Raw genomic sequence first — 13534 nt, 5'->3', positions numbered from 1 at the left:
CCCACCGGGAGAGGGTACAAACACTAAAGCCCTTTTCTTCGAAAAGGGCTTGCTGTTTATTTCGCGTCAATAAACACAATCTTCAGTACAAACAGCAGCGCGACAACGATGACGCACGGGCTGAGATCGCGGAAACGGCCAGTACCGATCTTCATTACGCAGTAAGAGATAAAGCCCAGCGCGATACCTTCGGTAATCGAGAAGCTGAATGGCATCATCACGGCGGTAATAAACGCCGGCACCGCTTCGGTTAAATCATCCCACTTCACGCGCGACAGGCTGGAGGTCATCAGCACCCCTACGTAGATCAGCGCACCCGCCGCCGCGTACGGAGGAACCATACCCGCCAGTGGCGAGAGGAAGATCACCAGCAGGAACAGAATACCCACCACAACCGCCGTCAGACCGGTACGGCCACCCACAGACACCCCGGAAGAGGATTCGATGTAAGCGGTAACAGACGAGGTCCCGATAAATGAGCCGGTCACAGAGGAGATACTGTCCACAAACAGCGCCTGCTTCATGCGCGGGAATTTGCCTTTTTCATCTGCCAGACCCGCCTTGTCAGTCACGCCGATCAGCGTACCGGAGGAGTCGAACAGGTTCACCAGCATGAAGGAGAAAATCACGCCCGCCAGGCCCAGGTTCAGGGAACCCGCCAGATCGACATGGCCAACAACGGTTGAGACGCTCGGTGGCGCGGAGACGATGCCGTTATAGTGAACGTCACCCAGCATCCAGCCCAGCAGCGTGGTCACTACGATGGAGACCAGCACCGCCGCATGAATATTGCGGGACGCAAGGATAGCGATGATAAAGAAGCCCAGCACGCCCAGCAGGACGTTATGAGAGGTCAGGTGACCAATGCTCACCAGCGTTTCCGGGTTCGCCACGATGACACCGGCGTTTTTCAACCCCATCATCCCGATAAACAGACCGATACCGCTGGTGATGCCCACGCGCAGGCTCACAGGAATGTTCGCAATCATCCAGTAACGCACGCGGAAAATGGTCAGCAGCAGCAGGCCAACCGCGCCCCAGAAGATAGCGCCCATACCCACCTGCCACGGCAGCCCCATCGCCTGAACAACAACGAAGGCGAAGAAGGCGTTCAGACCCATCGCCGGGGCCAGTGCGACTGGCAGGTTAGCGAACACGCCCATCAGAATGCTGCCCAGTGCTGCGATCAGACAGGTGGTCACAAAGACGGCGCTGGTATCCATGCCAGCAACGCCCAGAATTTGTGGGTTAACAAAAACGATATAAACCATCGTCAGGAAGGTGGTGAAACCGGCGATCACTTCGGTGCGTGCCGTTGTGCCGTGCTCGCGCAGTTTAAACACGCGCTCAAGCAGACCCTGACCAGATGTCTGGGTAGTGTGTTGTTGACTCATCATCAATTTCCGAACAAGGAGGGAAAATTCGTCGCTATCCTATACCAAAATGCGACAATAGTGGCGGTTACGTGATACTTTTTTCATTGATTTTGCTTATACGGCAACGATTGCGTTCCGGTAAACGGCGGTACGTAAACGTTAAACTTGTTAAAAGGGAAAGGCATGTCCGGAATTGAAGCGGTATTTTTCGACTGCGACGGTACGCTGGTCGACAGTGAGGTCATTTGTTCCCGCGCGTATGTCACCATGTTCCAGGAATTTGGCATTACGCTGGCGCTCGAAGAGGTGTTTAAACGCTTTAAGGGCGTAAAGCTCTACGAGATCATCGACATCATTAACGAAGAACACGGTGTTGACCTGGCGAAAGCGGATCTGGAACCGGTGTACCGCGCCGAGGTCGCTCGCCTGTTTGATTCAGAGCTGGAAGTCATTCCGGGGGCAAATGCACTGCTGGATGCCATGACGGTACCGATCTGCGTGGTGTCTAACGGACCGGTCAGCAAAATGCAGCACTCGCTCGGCAAGCTTGAGATGTTGCACCATTTCCCGGAAAAGCTGTTCAGCGGCTACGATATCCAGCGCTGGAAGCCCGATCCGGCGCTGATGTTCCATGCGGCAAAAGCGATGAACGTGAATGTAGAAAACTGCATTCTGGTGGACGACTCCTCTGCGGGCGCGCAGTCGGGGATTGATGCGGGGATGGAGGTGTTTTACTTCTGCGCCGACCCGCACAACAAGCCGATCGGTCATCCAAAAGTGACGACTTTTACCGATCTGGCACAATTGCCGGAATTGTGGAAGGCACGCGGTTGGAATATTACTCGCTGAAAAAACAAAGCCGGATGGCGCTAACGCTTATCCGGCCTACAGGGTTCGCAGGCCCGGTAAGCGCAGCGCCACCGGGCATATTCACCTGTATTACTACTCTTTCGGATCTTTACCCGCCAGCAGCTTGTCCAGCTCGTCGCCGCCCACGTGACGGAAGTCCTGACCTTTCACGAAGTAGAAAATGTATTCGCAAATGTTCTGGCAGCGGTCACCGATACGCTCGATAGAGCGCGCACAGAACAAGGCCGTCAGTACGCTTGGAATCGTGCGTGAATCTTCCATCATGTAGGTCATCAGCTGGCGCACAATGCCTTCATACTCCTGGTCGACTTTCTTGTCTTCACGGTAGATACGCACCGCTTCGTCAAGATCCATACGCGCAAAGGCATCCAGCACGTCGTGCAGCATCTGCACGGTGTGGCGACCCAGCGACTCCAGGCTCACCAGCAGCGGCTGATGCTGCTGAGAGAATTTCTCCAGCGCCGTGCGGCAGATTTTATCCGCCACGTCACCAATACGTTCCAGCTCGGCGATGGTTTTGATGATGGCCATCACCAGACGCAGATCGCTCGCCGTCGGCTGACGTTTCGCGATAATGCGCACGCAGGCTTCATCGATAGCCACTTCCATCATATTGACGTTTTTATCGCCTTCTATGACGCGCTTCGCCAGCTCGCTGTCCTGGTTATGCATTGCCGTAATCGCATCCGAAAGCTGCTGCTCAACCATGCCACCCATGGTCATCACCTGCGTGCGAATACTTTCCAGCTCTGCGTTGAACTGGCCTGAAATGTGTTTATTAAGATTGAGGTTGTCCATGGTTTCTCCACATGCACTGAGGCAAATCAACCGTAGCGGCCAGTAATATAATCTTCGGTTTGTTTCTTCGCGGGCTTGGTGAACAGATCGTCCGTGTTACTGAACTCAATCAGCTCGCCCAGATACATAAATGCCGTGTGATCGGAACAACGCGCAGCCTGCTGCATGTTATGGGTTACGATAACCACGGTGTAATCCTGCTTCAGCTCAGTAATGAGTTCTTCAATACGACCGGTTGAAATCGGGTCCAGCGCTGAACAGGGCTCATCCAGCAACAGTACTTCCGGGCGAATCGCGATACCACGCGCAATGCACAGACGCTGCTGCTGACCACCGGAGAGAGAGTAACCGCTCTGGTGCAACTTATCTTTGGTTTCGTTCCATAATGCGGCCTTGGTCAAAGCCCACTGCACGCGCTCGTCCATATCGGCACGGGAGAGTTTTTCAAACAGGCGCACGCCAAAGGCGATGTTGTCATAAATGGACATCGGGAACGGCGTGGGTTTCTGGAACACCATCCCCACTTTGGCGCGCAGCAGTGCGATATCCTGAGCCTGGGTCAGAATATTTTCGCCATCCAGGATGATTTCACCTTCAGCGCGCTGCTCCGGATAGAGTGAATACATTTTGTTAAAGGTACGCAGCAGCGTGGATTTCCCACAGCCAGACGGACCGATAAATGCCGTGACCTGGTTCTTCGCGATATCCAGGTTGATGTTCTTCAGGGCATGGAATTTGCCGTAGTAGAAGTTCAAATCACGAACCTGAATCTTACCCGGGGCAGTATCAACCATACTCATTGACTCATTTCCTCATTCGGCGCCGCGAGCTGCCGCGCCGTAAAAAATTAACCGTGTTTCTTCTTCGCGAAAATGACGCGCGCCAGAATGTTCAGCAACAGTACGCAAAGGGTAATGATCAGCACCCCGGCCCAGGCCAGCTGCTGCCATTCCGCGAATGGGCTCATCGCAAATTTAAAGATCGTCACCGGCAGGTTGGCGATCGGCTGCATCATGTCCGTGCTCCAGAACTGGTTGGAGAGAGACGTAAACAGCAGCGGCGCCGTTTCACCCGCAATACGAGCCACCGCCAGCAGGATACCGGTCATGATCCCGGAGACGGACGCTTTTAATGTAATCGCCGAGATCATCTTCCATTTCGGCGTACCCAGCGCGTAAGCCGCTTCACGCAGGCTGTCCGGCACCAGTTTCAGCATATTCTCGGTGGTACGGATAACAATCGGTACCTGCAGCAGCGCAAGGGCAATCACACCCGCCCAGCCGGAGAAGTGTTCCATCTGCGCCACCACGACGGTGTACACAAACAGACCCACCACGATAGACGGGGCCGAGAGCAGGATGTCGTTAATGAAACGAATGACTTCCGCCAGCAAGGATTTACGACCGTATTCCGCCAGGTAGATACCCGCCATGATGCCGAGCGGCGTACCAAAGACCGTCGCCCACAGGATCAGCAAACCGCTGCCCGCCAGGGCATTCGCCAGACCACCACCCGCCGTGTTCGGCGGCGGCGTCATTTCGGTGAACAACGACAGTGACATCCCGTCAATTCCGCGCACGACGGTGGAGAACAGGATCCAGACCAGCCAGAACAGACCGAACGCCATCGTCGCCATTGAGAGCGTCAGCGCAATGCGGTTTTTCATGCGGCGTCTGGCCTGCATTTTACGGCGGGATTCCGCCAGCTCAGCGGTAGCTTGCATTTCGAGAGTTGCCATTAGCGTGCCCCCTCATTTTTAGCGAGGCGCATAATCATCAGCTTGGAAATCGCCAGAACGATGAAGGTGATAACGAACAGAATCAGCCCCAGTTCCATCAGCGCTGCGACGTGCAGACCTGATTCCGCTTCGGCAAATTCATTCGCCAGCGCAGAGGTAATGCTGTTACCCGGCATATAGAGCGAAGCGCTGTCGAGCTGATAGGTGTTACCGATAATAAAGGTGACCGCCATGGTTTCACCCAGCGCACGACCTAAGCCCAGCATCACGCCCCCGATCACCCCATTTTTGGTGAACGGAAGGACAATGCGCCAGATCACTTCCCAGGTAGTGCAGCCGATGCCATAGGCCGACTCTTTCATCATCACCGGCGTTTGTTCGAAGACATCGCGCATGACCGCCGCAATGTACGGAATAATCATGATGGCGAGGATCACACCTGCCGCCAGAATACCAATACCGAAAGCCGGGCCAGAAAACAGTGCCCCCACAAACGGAATGGCAGAGAGGACATTACCTACCGGCTCCTGGAAGTACGTGGCGAACAGCGGCGCAAAGATAAACAGGCCCCACATGCCGTATACGATACTTGGAATGGCCGCCAGCAGTTCGATGGCGATCCCCAGTGGACGACGCAGCCAGCCCGGCGCCAGCTCCGTCAGGAACAGGGCAATACCGAAGCTTACCGGAACTGCAATCAGCAGGGCGATGAACGAGGTCACCAGCGTGCCGTAAATCGGCACCAGTGCACCGTAGATATCGTTCGGCGCATCCCACTCTTTACTCCACAGGAAGGAGAAACCGAATTTCTGGATGCTCGGCCAGGAGGAGAAAATCAGAGACACGATAATGCCGCCCAGCAGCAATAGCACAATCAGCGCAGCCAGTTTGACCAGCGCGCTGAAAATCATGTCACCTTTTTTACCCGGAGGGTTAAATGCAGGCTTGGTTGCAGCCATAAATTACTCTTCTGTTTGAGACGTTTTTACGAATATGCCCGGTGGCGCTGACGCTTACCGGGCCTACAGAGTAAACCGTAGGGCGGGTAAGCGCAGCGCCACCCGCCATCTTCGTTAAATATATCCTGTTAGTACAGCGCTTTACCGCTGCTGTCTTTGACGTTGGTTTTCCATGCAGCACGGATCTGCTCAACCACGTTGTCCGGCAGGGTAGCGTAGTCCAGAGCGTTAGCCTGTTTGCCACCGTTTTTGTACGCCCAGTCGAAGAACTTCAGCACTTCAGCACCCTGCTCAGGTTTCTTCTGCTCTTTATGCACCAGAATGAAGGTGGTAGAGGTGATTGGCCATGCACCTTCGCCTTTCTGGTTAGTCAGGTCCTGAGCGAAAGATTTGCTCCAGTCAGCGCCTTTCGCGGCGTTGGCAAAGTTCTCTTCGGTCGGGCTAACCGGTTTGCCGTCGGCAGAAACCAGTTTGGTGTAGGACAGGTTGTTCTGCTTCGCGTACGCATACTCTACGTAGCCAATTGAACCTGGCAGACGCTGTACGAACGCAGCGATACCGTCGTTCCCTTTACCGCCCAGACCGGTTGGCCAGTTAACGGTAGAGCCGGAACCGACTTTAGATTTCCACTCTTCGTTCACTTTTGCCAGGTAGCTGGTAAAGACGAAAGAGGTACCTGAACCGTCCGCGCGGCGAACCACAGCGATGTTCTGAGAAGGCAGCTTCAGGCCAGGGTTGAGTTTAGCGATCGCTTCGTCATCCCATTTTTTGATTTTGCCCAGGTAGATGTCACCCAGCGTTTTGCCGTCCAGCACCAGCTCACCCGACTTCACGCCCGGCAGGTTGATAGCCAGAACCACACCACCGATCACGGTAGGGAACTGGAACAGGCCTTCCTGAGCCAGTTTGTCATCAGACAGCGGAGCATCTGATGCGCCGAAATCAACCGTGTTAGCGGTAATTTGTTTCACGCCACCGGAGGAGCCGATACCCTGATAGTTAACCTTATTACCGGTTTCTTTCTGGTAGGTATCCGCCCATTTGGCATACACCGGCGCAGGGAAGGTTGCACCAGCGCCAGTCAGGCTTGCTTCTGCAAATACAGAGAACGCGCTCAGAGATAAGGTCGCGGCGACAACAGTTGCGACAGTGGTACGCATAACTTTCATAATGTCTCCTGCAAGATTTTCGTAAATCGTTGTTTAGTGGCTACGATGAGCAAAATAGGACAAACAGGTGACAGATAAATGTACGAATTATGACAGTTTTATGACAATGGAAATTTCACTTAAAAACCAGCAAAAGAAAGCTTAATTTTCATCGTGTTAGCCGCTTTTATGACAAGACGTTTTCAGAAATATTTTCTTTATGTGACACTGAAAAAGTAGCTGAAGATGACAAATTGTCATCAATAAAAATGTGAAAGGATTGATTAAAAACAAACCAGGCGGGGTAAAAAAGCTCCACCCGAAGGTGGAGCCTGGAGGGATTATTCTACGGTGACAGATTTCGCCAGGTTACGCGGCTGGTCAACGTCAGTGCCTTTGATCAGCGCAACGTGATAGGCCAGCAGCTGCAGCGGAACGGTGTAGAAGATCGGGGCAATAACCTCTTCCACATGCGGCATCTCAATGATGTGCATGTTGTCGTTGCTGACAAAACCGGCATCTTTGTCGGCGAAGACGTACAGGACACCACCGCGGGCGCGCACTTCTTCGATGTTAGATTTCAGTTTTTCCAGCAGTTCGTTGTTAGGTGCTACAACGATGACCGGCATATCAGCATCAATCAGCGCCAGCGGACCGTGTTTCAGCTCGCCTGCCGCATAGGCTTCAGCGTGGATGTAAGAGATCTCTTTCAGTTTCAGCGCGCCTTCCAGCGCAATCGGATACTGATCGCCACGGCCCAGGAACAGGGCGTGATGTTTGTCAGAGAAATCTTCCGAAAGCCGCTCAATGCGTTTGTCCTGGGAGAGCATCTGCTCAATACGGCTCGGCAGCGCCTGCAGACCATGAACGATGTCATGCTCAACAGAGGCATCTTCACCTTTCAGACGCGCCAGTTTCGCCACCAGCATCAGCAGAACCGTCAGTTGAGTAGTAAACGCTTTGGTAGAGGCCACGCCGATTTCAGTACCGGCTTTGGTCATCAGCGCCAGATCGGATTCACGCACCAGCGAAGAGCCCGGAACGTTGCAGATGGCCAGAGAGCCCAGGTAACCCAGCTCTTTTGAGAGACGCAGCGCGGCCAGAGTATCTGCCGTTTCACCAGACTGAGAAAGGGTGATCATCAGACTGTTGCGACGCACCGCGGATTTGCGGTAGCGGAATTCCGAGGCGATTTCGACGTCGCACGGCACGCCCGCCAGGGATTCAAACCAGTAACGAGAGACCATACCGGAGTTGTAGGAGGTGCCGCAGGCTACGATCTGAATGTGCTCAACCTTGCTGAGCAGTTCGTTCGCGTTAGCACCCAGCTCACTCAGATCCACTTCACCGTGGCTAATGCGCCCGGTCAGGGTATTTTTGATGGCGTTTGGCTGCTCGTAAATCTCTTTCTGCATGTAGTGACGATAAGCGCCTTTGTCGCCCGCGTCGTACTGCAGGTTAGATTCGATCTCCTGGCGTTTCACCTGCTCGCCTTTGGTATCGAATACGGTCACGCTGCGGCGGGTCACTTCCGCGATATCACCCTCTTCCAGGAAGATAAAGCGACGGGTCACCGGCAGAAGTGCCAGCTGGTCAGAGGCGATAAAGTTTTCACCCATACCCAGACCGATAACCATTGGACTACCGGAACGCGCGGCCAGCAGCGTGGACGGGTCGCGGGAGTCCATGATCACCGTACCGTACGCACCGCGCAGCTGAGGGATAGCACGCAGCACCGCGTCACGCAGTGTACCGCCCTGCTCCAGCTCCCAGTGCACCAGGTGAGCAATCACTTCGGTGTCGGTTTCAGAGACGAAGGTATAGCCACGCACTTTCAGTTCTTCGCGCAGCGGTTCGTGGTTTTCGATAATGCCGTTATGCACCACCACGATGTGTTCAGACACATGCGGGTGCGCGTTGCCTTCTGACGGTTCGCCGTGCGTCGCCCAGCGGGTGTGCGCAATACCGGTACCACCGTGCAGCGGATGTTCTTCCGCGGCCTGGGCCAGCATCTGCACTTTACCGAGACGACGCAGACGGGTCATATGACCTTCTGCATCGACAACAGCCAGACCGGCAGAGTCGTAACCACGGTATTCCAGACGACGTAAACCTTCGAGAAGGATTTCAGCAATATCACGCTGCGCAACTGCGCCAACAATTCCACACATAATTTTAGATTCCGAATTTAGGCATGATGCCTGCGTTGTCGCTGACCTGTATTTGCCCTTTCCGGGCGCCCCGAGCCTTGTAGAGAGTGGGGTTATTTTTATGGGTACTGCCTGTGGGGGGAGATATATATTTATCTCCTCACCCGGGTTTGCCTGATGACGGCTACGCCTTATCAGGCCTACTCAATCGTAGGGCGGGTAAGCGTAGCGCCACCCGCCTTGTTGTTACTTTTTCTTCACCGGGCGTTTCCAGCCCTGCTTGTGCACCTGCGGTACGCGGCTTAATACCAGCTCGTTATCCGCGACGTCACGTGTCACCGTCGTTCCGGCAGCAATCGTTACGCCGTTACCCACAGTCACCGGTGCCACCAGCTGGGTGTCGGAGCCAACGAACACATCATTACCGATGATGGTTTTAAACTTATTCGCGCCGTCATAGTTACAGGTGATTGTGCCTGCGCCAATATTGACGTTGTCACCAATTTCCGCGTCGCCCAGATAGGTTAAATGACCGGCTTTTGAGCCTTTACCCAGACGCGCTTTTTTCATCTCAACGAAGTTACCCACGTGAGCGCCTTCCAGCAGCTCAGCGCCAGGACGCAGACGTGCAAATGGACCAATGGTACAAGCCGCATCCAGACGGGCATCTTCCACCACGCTGTAGGGGCTAATTTCGCAATCGTCACCGATGACGCTGTTTTTAATCACACAGCCAGCACCAATTTTGACGCGGTTGCCCAGCGTGACATGACCTTCCAGGATAACGTTAGTATCAATTTCAACGTCGCGCCCGTGAGATAACGTGCCACGCAGGTCGAAACGTGCCGGATCGCGCAGCATCACGCCAGCCAGAAGGAGTTTCTCGGCCTGTTCGGACTGATAAACGCGCTCAAGACGGGAAAGTTGAAGACGGTTGTTCACCCCTTCGGTTTCGCTGATACGTGCCGGTTGTACCGCCACAATCTCGCGCCCTTCCTGGTACGCCATCGCAATGATGTCGGTGATGTAGTATTCACCCTGCGCGTTGTTGTTGTTGAGTTTCGACAACCAGCGTTTTAAATCAGCACCATTAGCAATCAGGATACCGGTGTTGATCTCCTGAATCTCGCGCTGTTCGTCGCTGGCATCTTTGTGTTCAACGATCCCCGTTACGTTGCCGTTTTCACGCGTAATTCGACCGTAGCCGGTTGGATCGTCCAGCACGACGGTTAACAAACCAATACCGCCTTGCGGTTTGGCGTCGCGCAGACGCGTCAGCGTATCGGTAGCGATCAGCGGGACGTCGCCGTACAGCATCAGAATGTCTTCGTCATCCGCAAAGAACGGTGCGGCCTGCTGCATTGCATGACCAGTACCCAGCTGTTCAGCCTGAAGTACCCAGTTGAGCTTGTCGTCGCTTAGCGTCTTTTTAAGGAGATCGCCACCGTGGCCGTAGACCAGGTGAACCTGACGGGCGCCCAATTCATTAGCGGCATCAATGACATGCTGCACCATTGGCTTTCCTGCCAGTGTATGAAGCACTTTAGGCAGATCGGAATACATGCGGGTACCTTTGCCTGCGGCAAGGATCACCACGCTCATCGCACTGTTTGACATACGCATCCTGACGGTAGTTTGAGTGAGAAGTAAAAACGTTTGATGCTTAAAATTCTACATCTTTTTCATCATGAATTAAGCGACAAAAAAAAAGCCAGCCTGGGATCCAGACTGGCTTTTGTGCTTTTCAAGCCGGTGTTACATCGCTTTTTTGGTCAACTCGATAACGCGCAGTTTCGCGATCGCTTTGGCCAGCTCCGCAGACGCCTGAGCGTAATCCACGTCACCATGAGAGCTGCTAATGTGCTCTTCAGCCTTACGCTTCGATTCCAGGGCTCGCGCTTCGTCGAGATCCTGGCCACGAATAGCGGTATCGGCCAGAACGGTCACACTGCCAGGCTGCACTTCAAGAATGCCGCCGGACAGATAGATAAACTCTTCGTGACCGAACTGTTTAACGATGCGGATCATACCAGGCTTAATGGCGGTGAGCAGCGGTGCGTGACCCGGGAAAATACCCAGCTCACCTTCACTACCCGTTACCTGGATTTTCTCGACCAGACCAGAGAACATTTGTTGCTCTGCGCTGACGACGTCCAGGTGGTAAGTCATTGCCATATCACCCTCCGATTAAGGCGTTAAAGTTTTTTGGCTTTTTCCACAGCTTCTTCGATGGAACCAACCATGTAGAACGCCTGCTCTGGCAGGTGATCGTATTCGCCTTCCATGATGCCTTTAAAGCCACGGATGGTGTCTTTCAGGGAAACGTATTTACCTGGAGAACCGGTGAATACTTCCGCAACGAAGAACGGCTGGGACAGGAAGCGCTGGATCTTACGCGCACGTGCTACCACCAGTTTGTCTTCTTCAGACAGTTCATCCATACCCAGGATGGCGATGATGTCTTTCAGTTCCTGGTAACGCTGCAGCAGGGACTGTACGCCACGCGCGGTGTCGTAGTGTTCCTGACCAACAACCAGTGGATCCAGCTGACGGCTGGTGGAGTCCAGCGGGTCAACGGCCGGGTAGATACCCAGAGACGCGATCTGACGGCTCAGTACCACGGTTGCATCTAAGTGCGCAAAGGTGGTGGCTGGAGATGGGTCAGTCAAGTCATCCGCAGGTACGTATACCGCCTGAACGGAGGTGATAGAACCGGTTTTGGTAGAGGTGATACGTTCCTGAAGAACACCCATCTCTTCCGCCAGAGTCGGCTGATAACCTACCGCTGAAGGCATACGACCCAGCAGTGCAGATACTTCCGTACCGGCCAGGGTGTAACGATAGATGTTATCGACGAACAGCAGAACGTCACGGCCTTCGTCACGGAACTTCTCAGCCATCGTCAGGCCAGTCAGCGCAACGCGCAGACGGTTTCCTGGTGGCTCGTTCATCTGACCGTAAACCAGGGATACTTTGTCCAGAACGTTGGAGTCGGTCATTTCGTGGTAGAAGTCGTTACCCTCACGAGTACGTTCACCTACGCCCGCAAATACGGAGTAACCGGAGTGCTCGATCGCGATGTTACGGATCAGCTCCATCATGTTTACGGTTTTACCTACACCCGCACCACCGAACAGACCCACTTTACCGCCCTTCGCAAACGGACACATCAGGTCGATAACTTTGATGCCGGTTTCCAGCAGTTCCTGAGAGCTGGACAGCTCTTCGTAGGAAGGTGCCGCGCGGTGGATAGCCCAACGCTCTTCTTCACCGATGTCGCCTTTCATGTCGATTGGTTGACCCAATACGTTCATGATACGACCCAGTGTTGCTTTACCTACCGGGACTTCGATCGGATGCTCAAGGTCTTTTACTTCCAGACCACGACGCAGACCGTCGGAAGAACCCATCGCGATGGTACGCACGATACCGCCGCCGAGCTGCTGCTGAACTTCCAGCACCAGGCTCTCGTTACCATTCTGTACCTCAAGCGCGTCGTACACGCGTGGTACGGCGTCCTGAGGGAACTCGACGTCCACCACGGCGCCGATTACCTGGACAATCTTTCCAGTAGCCATCTTGAATCCTCTACGTAATTCGTAAACCTGGTTAAACCGCGGCGGCCCCCGAGACGATCTCGGTGAGTTCCTGAGTAATGCTGGCCTGACGAGCTTTGTTGTAAACCAACTGCAGCTCTTTAATCAGGCTGCCGCCATTATCGGTCGCGGCTTTCATCGCCACCATTCGTGCGGCCTGCTCGCTGGCCAGGTTTTCTACAACGCCCTGATAAACCTGTGATTCAACGTAACGACGCAGCAGGGTATCCAGCAGCGGTTTCGGATCGGGTTCATACAGGTAATCCCAGGCTTTTTGCTTCAGCTCGTCATCTTCTGATGCCGGTAACGGCAGCATCTGAGTGAGCGTTGGAACCTGAGACATGGTGTTAATGAATTTGTTGCTGACAACGTACAGTCTGTCCAGACGGCCTTCATCATAAGCCTGCAACATCACTTTAACCGGGCCGATCAGTTCGGACAGGGATGGGTTATCACCCATACCGGTCACCTGAGCGACAATGTTGCCACCAACGGAGTTAAAGAAAGAGACGCCTTTAGAGCCGATCAATGCGAGATCGCACTGAACGCCTTTTTCAGACCATGCTTTCATATCCGCCAGCAGTTTTTTGAACAGGTTAATGTTCAAGCCGCCACACAGACCACGGTCGGTCGACACCACCAGGTAGCCCACGCGCTTAACGTCGCGTTCTTCCAGGTAAGGGTGCTTATATTCCAGATTACCGTTTGCAAGGTGACCAATCACTTTGCGCATGGTTTCTGCATAAGGACGGCTGGCCGCCATGCGATCCTGCGATTTACGCATTTTGGAAGCGGCGACCATCTCCATCGCTTTAGTGATCTTTTGCGTGTTCTGGACGCTTGCGATCTTACTACGTATCTCTTTTGCGCCGGCCATGAGCTTCTCCTCAATGCCAGGC

Annotated in this window: 12 protein-coding genes; 1 reads left to right on the top strand and 11 read right to left on the bottom strand. The window is 54.0% G+C overall.

The features are described from left to right. Nucleotides 1–56 precede the first annotated feature (56 nt). On the bottom strand, nt 57–1394 hold the full coding sequence (adeP, locus tag C5687_RS18925) for an adenine permease AdeP (RefSeq protein ID WP_025756963.1): 1338 nt from the start codon (nt 1392–1394) through the stop codon (nt 57–59). A 165-nt stretch (nt 1395–1559) separates the two neighbouring features. Here adeP and yieH point away from each other — a divergent pair, with 165 nt between their 5' ends. Continuing rightward, nucleotides 1560–2225 (top strand): 6-phosphogluconate phosphatase, encoded by a 666-nt coding sequence (yieH, locus tag C5687_RS18920; RefSeq protein WP_104557557.1) that lies wholly within the window; start codon nt 1560–1562, stop codon nt 2223–2225. Nucleotides 2226–2318: 93 nt separating this feature from the next. Here the strand turns inward: yieH and phoU are convergent, their stop codons facing one another. From phoU to atpG, 10 genes are all read right to left on the bottom strand, one after another. Continuing rightward, nucleotides 2319–3044, bottom strand: a complete 726-nt coding sequence (phoU, locus tag C5687_RS18915; protein WP_008500182.1) for a phosphate signaling complex protein PhoU — start codon at nt 3042–3044, stop codon at nt 2319–2321. 26 nt (nt 3045–3070) lie between these two features. After that, the gene (pstB, locus tag C5687_RS18910) at nt 3071–3844 is read right to left on the bottom strand and encodes a phosphate ABC transporter ATP-binding protein PstB (protein WP_008500183.1); all 774 of its coding nucleotides are present in this window, start codon (nt 3842–3844) and stop codon (nt 3071–3073) included. A gap of 47 nt (nt 3845–3891) precedes the next feature. Next, entirely contained in the window at nt 3892–4782 is an 891-nt protein-coding gene (pstA, locus tag C5687_RS18905) for a phosphate ABC transporter permease PstA (protein WP_008500184.1), read from the bottom strand. Continuing rightward, nucleotides 4782–5741, bottom strand: coding sequence for a phosphate ABC transporter permease PstC (gene pstC / locus C5687_RS18900; protein WP_008500185.1), 960 nt, complete (start codon nt 5739–5741; stop codon nt 4782–4784). Before pstC ends, pstA begins: the two co-directional genes overlap by 1 nt. Nucleotides 5742–5869: 128 nt before the next feature. Continuing rightward, nucleotides 5870–6910, bottom strand: a complete 1041-nt coding sequence (gene pstS, locus C5687_RS18895) for a phosphate ABC transporter substrate-binding protein PstS (RefSeq protein ID WP_008500186.1) — start codon at nt 6908–6910, stop codon at nt 5870–5872. A 320-nt stretch (nt 6911–7230) separates the two neighbouring features. Then, nucleotides 7231–9060 carry a glutamine--fructose-6-phosphate transaminase (isomerizing) gene (gene glmS, locus C5687_RS18890; protein ID WP_104557556.1) on the bottom strand — a complete coding sequence of 610 codons (1830 nt, stop codon included), beginning with the start codon at nt 9058–9060 and terminating at the stop codon, nt 7231–7233. A gap of 225 nt (nt 9061–9285) precedes the next feature. Beyond that, nucleotides 9286–10656, bottom strand: a complete 1371-nt coding sequence (gene glmU / locus C5687_RS18885; protein ID WP_025756960.1) for a bifunctional UDP-N-acetylglucosamine diphosphorylase/glucosamine-1-phosphate N-acetyltransferase GlmU — start codon at nt 10654–10656, stop codon at nt 9286–9288. Nucleotides 10657–10794: 138 nt separating this feature from the next. Further along, nucleotides 10795–11214 (bottom strand): F0F1 ATP synthase subunit epsilon, encoded by a 420-nt coding sequence (locus tag C5687_RS18880; protein WP_006177560.1) that lies wholly within the window; start codon nt 11212–11214, stop codon nt 10795–10797. Nucleotides 11215–11234: 20 nt separating this feature from the next. After that, complete coding sequence (atpD, locus tag C5687_RS18875) at nt 11235–12617, bottom strand: F0F1 ATP synthase subunit beta (protein ID WP_003862362.1); 1383 nt, start codon at nt 12615–12617, stop codon at nt 11235–11237. Nucleotides 12618–12648: 31 nt separating this feature from the next. Then, on the bottom strand, nt 12649–13512 hold the full coding sequence (atpG, locus tag C5687_RS18870; RefSeq protein WP_025756959.1) for a F0F1 ATP synthase subunit gamma: 864 nt from the start codon (nt 13510–13512) through the stop codon (nt 12649–12651). Nucleotides 13513–13534: the final 22 nt, after the last annotated feature.

The organism is Enterobacter sichuanensis, from assembly GCF_002939185.1.
In the GTDB taxonomy this organism is placed as follows: domain Bacteria; phylum Pseudomonadota; class Gammaproteobacteria; order Enterobacterales; family Enterobacteriaceae; genus Enterobacter; species Enterobacter sichuanensis.
Note: the sequence above shows the minus strand (reverse complement) of the source record. Positions and strands in the feature narration are given on the sequence as shown.

Excerpts from the sequence above, each read along its gene's own strand:
- adeP (WP_025756963.1), bottom strand. The coding sequence starts at position 1,394 with ATGAGTCAACAACACACTACCCAGACATCTGGTCAGGGTCTGCTTGAG.
- yieH (WP_104557557.1), top strand. The coding sequence starts at position 1,560 with ATGTCCGGAATTGAAGCGGTATTTTTCGACTGCGACGGTACGCTGGTC.
- phoU (WP_008500182.1), bottom strand. The coding sequence starts at position 3,044 with ATGGACAACCTCAATCTTAATAAACACATTTCAGGCCAGTTCAACGCA.
- pstB (WP_008500183.1), bottom strand. The coding sequence starts at position 3,844 with ATGAGTATGGTTGATACTGCCCCGGGTAAGATTCAGGTTCGTGATTTG.
- pstA (WP_008500184.1), bottom strand. The coding sequence starts at position 4,782 with ATGGCAACTCTCGAAATGCAAGCTACCGCTGAGCTGGCGGAATCCCGC.
- pstC (WP_008500185.1), bottom strand. The coding sequence starts at position 5,741 with ATGGCTGCAACCAAGCCTGCATTTAACCCTCCGGGTAAAAAAGGTGAC.
- pstS (WP_008500186.1), bottom strand. The coding sequence starts at position 6,910 with ATGAAAGTTATGCGTACCACTGTCGCAACTGTTGTCGCCGCGACCTTA.
- glmS (WP_104557556.1), bottom strand. The coding sequence starts at position 9,060 with ATGTGTGGAATTGTTGGCGCAGTTGCGCAGCGTGATATTGCTGAAATC.
- glmU (WP_025756960.1), bottom strand. The coding sequence starts at position 10,656 with ATGTCAAACAGTGCGATGAGCGTGGTGATCCTTGCCGCAGGCAAAGGT.
- C5687_RS18880 (WP_006177560.1), bottom strand. The coding sequence starts at position 11,214 with ATGGCAATGACTTACCACCTGGACGTCGTCAGCGCAGAGCAACAAATG.
- atpD (WP_003862362.1), bottom strand. The coding sequence starts at position 12,617 with ATGGCTACTGGAAAGATTGTCCAGGTAATCGGCGCCGTGGTGGACGTC.
- atpG (WP_025756959.1), bottom strand. The coding sequence starts at position 13,512 with ATGGCCGGCGCAAAAGAGATACGTAGTAAGATCGCAAGCGTCCAGAAC.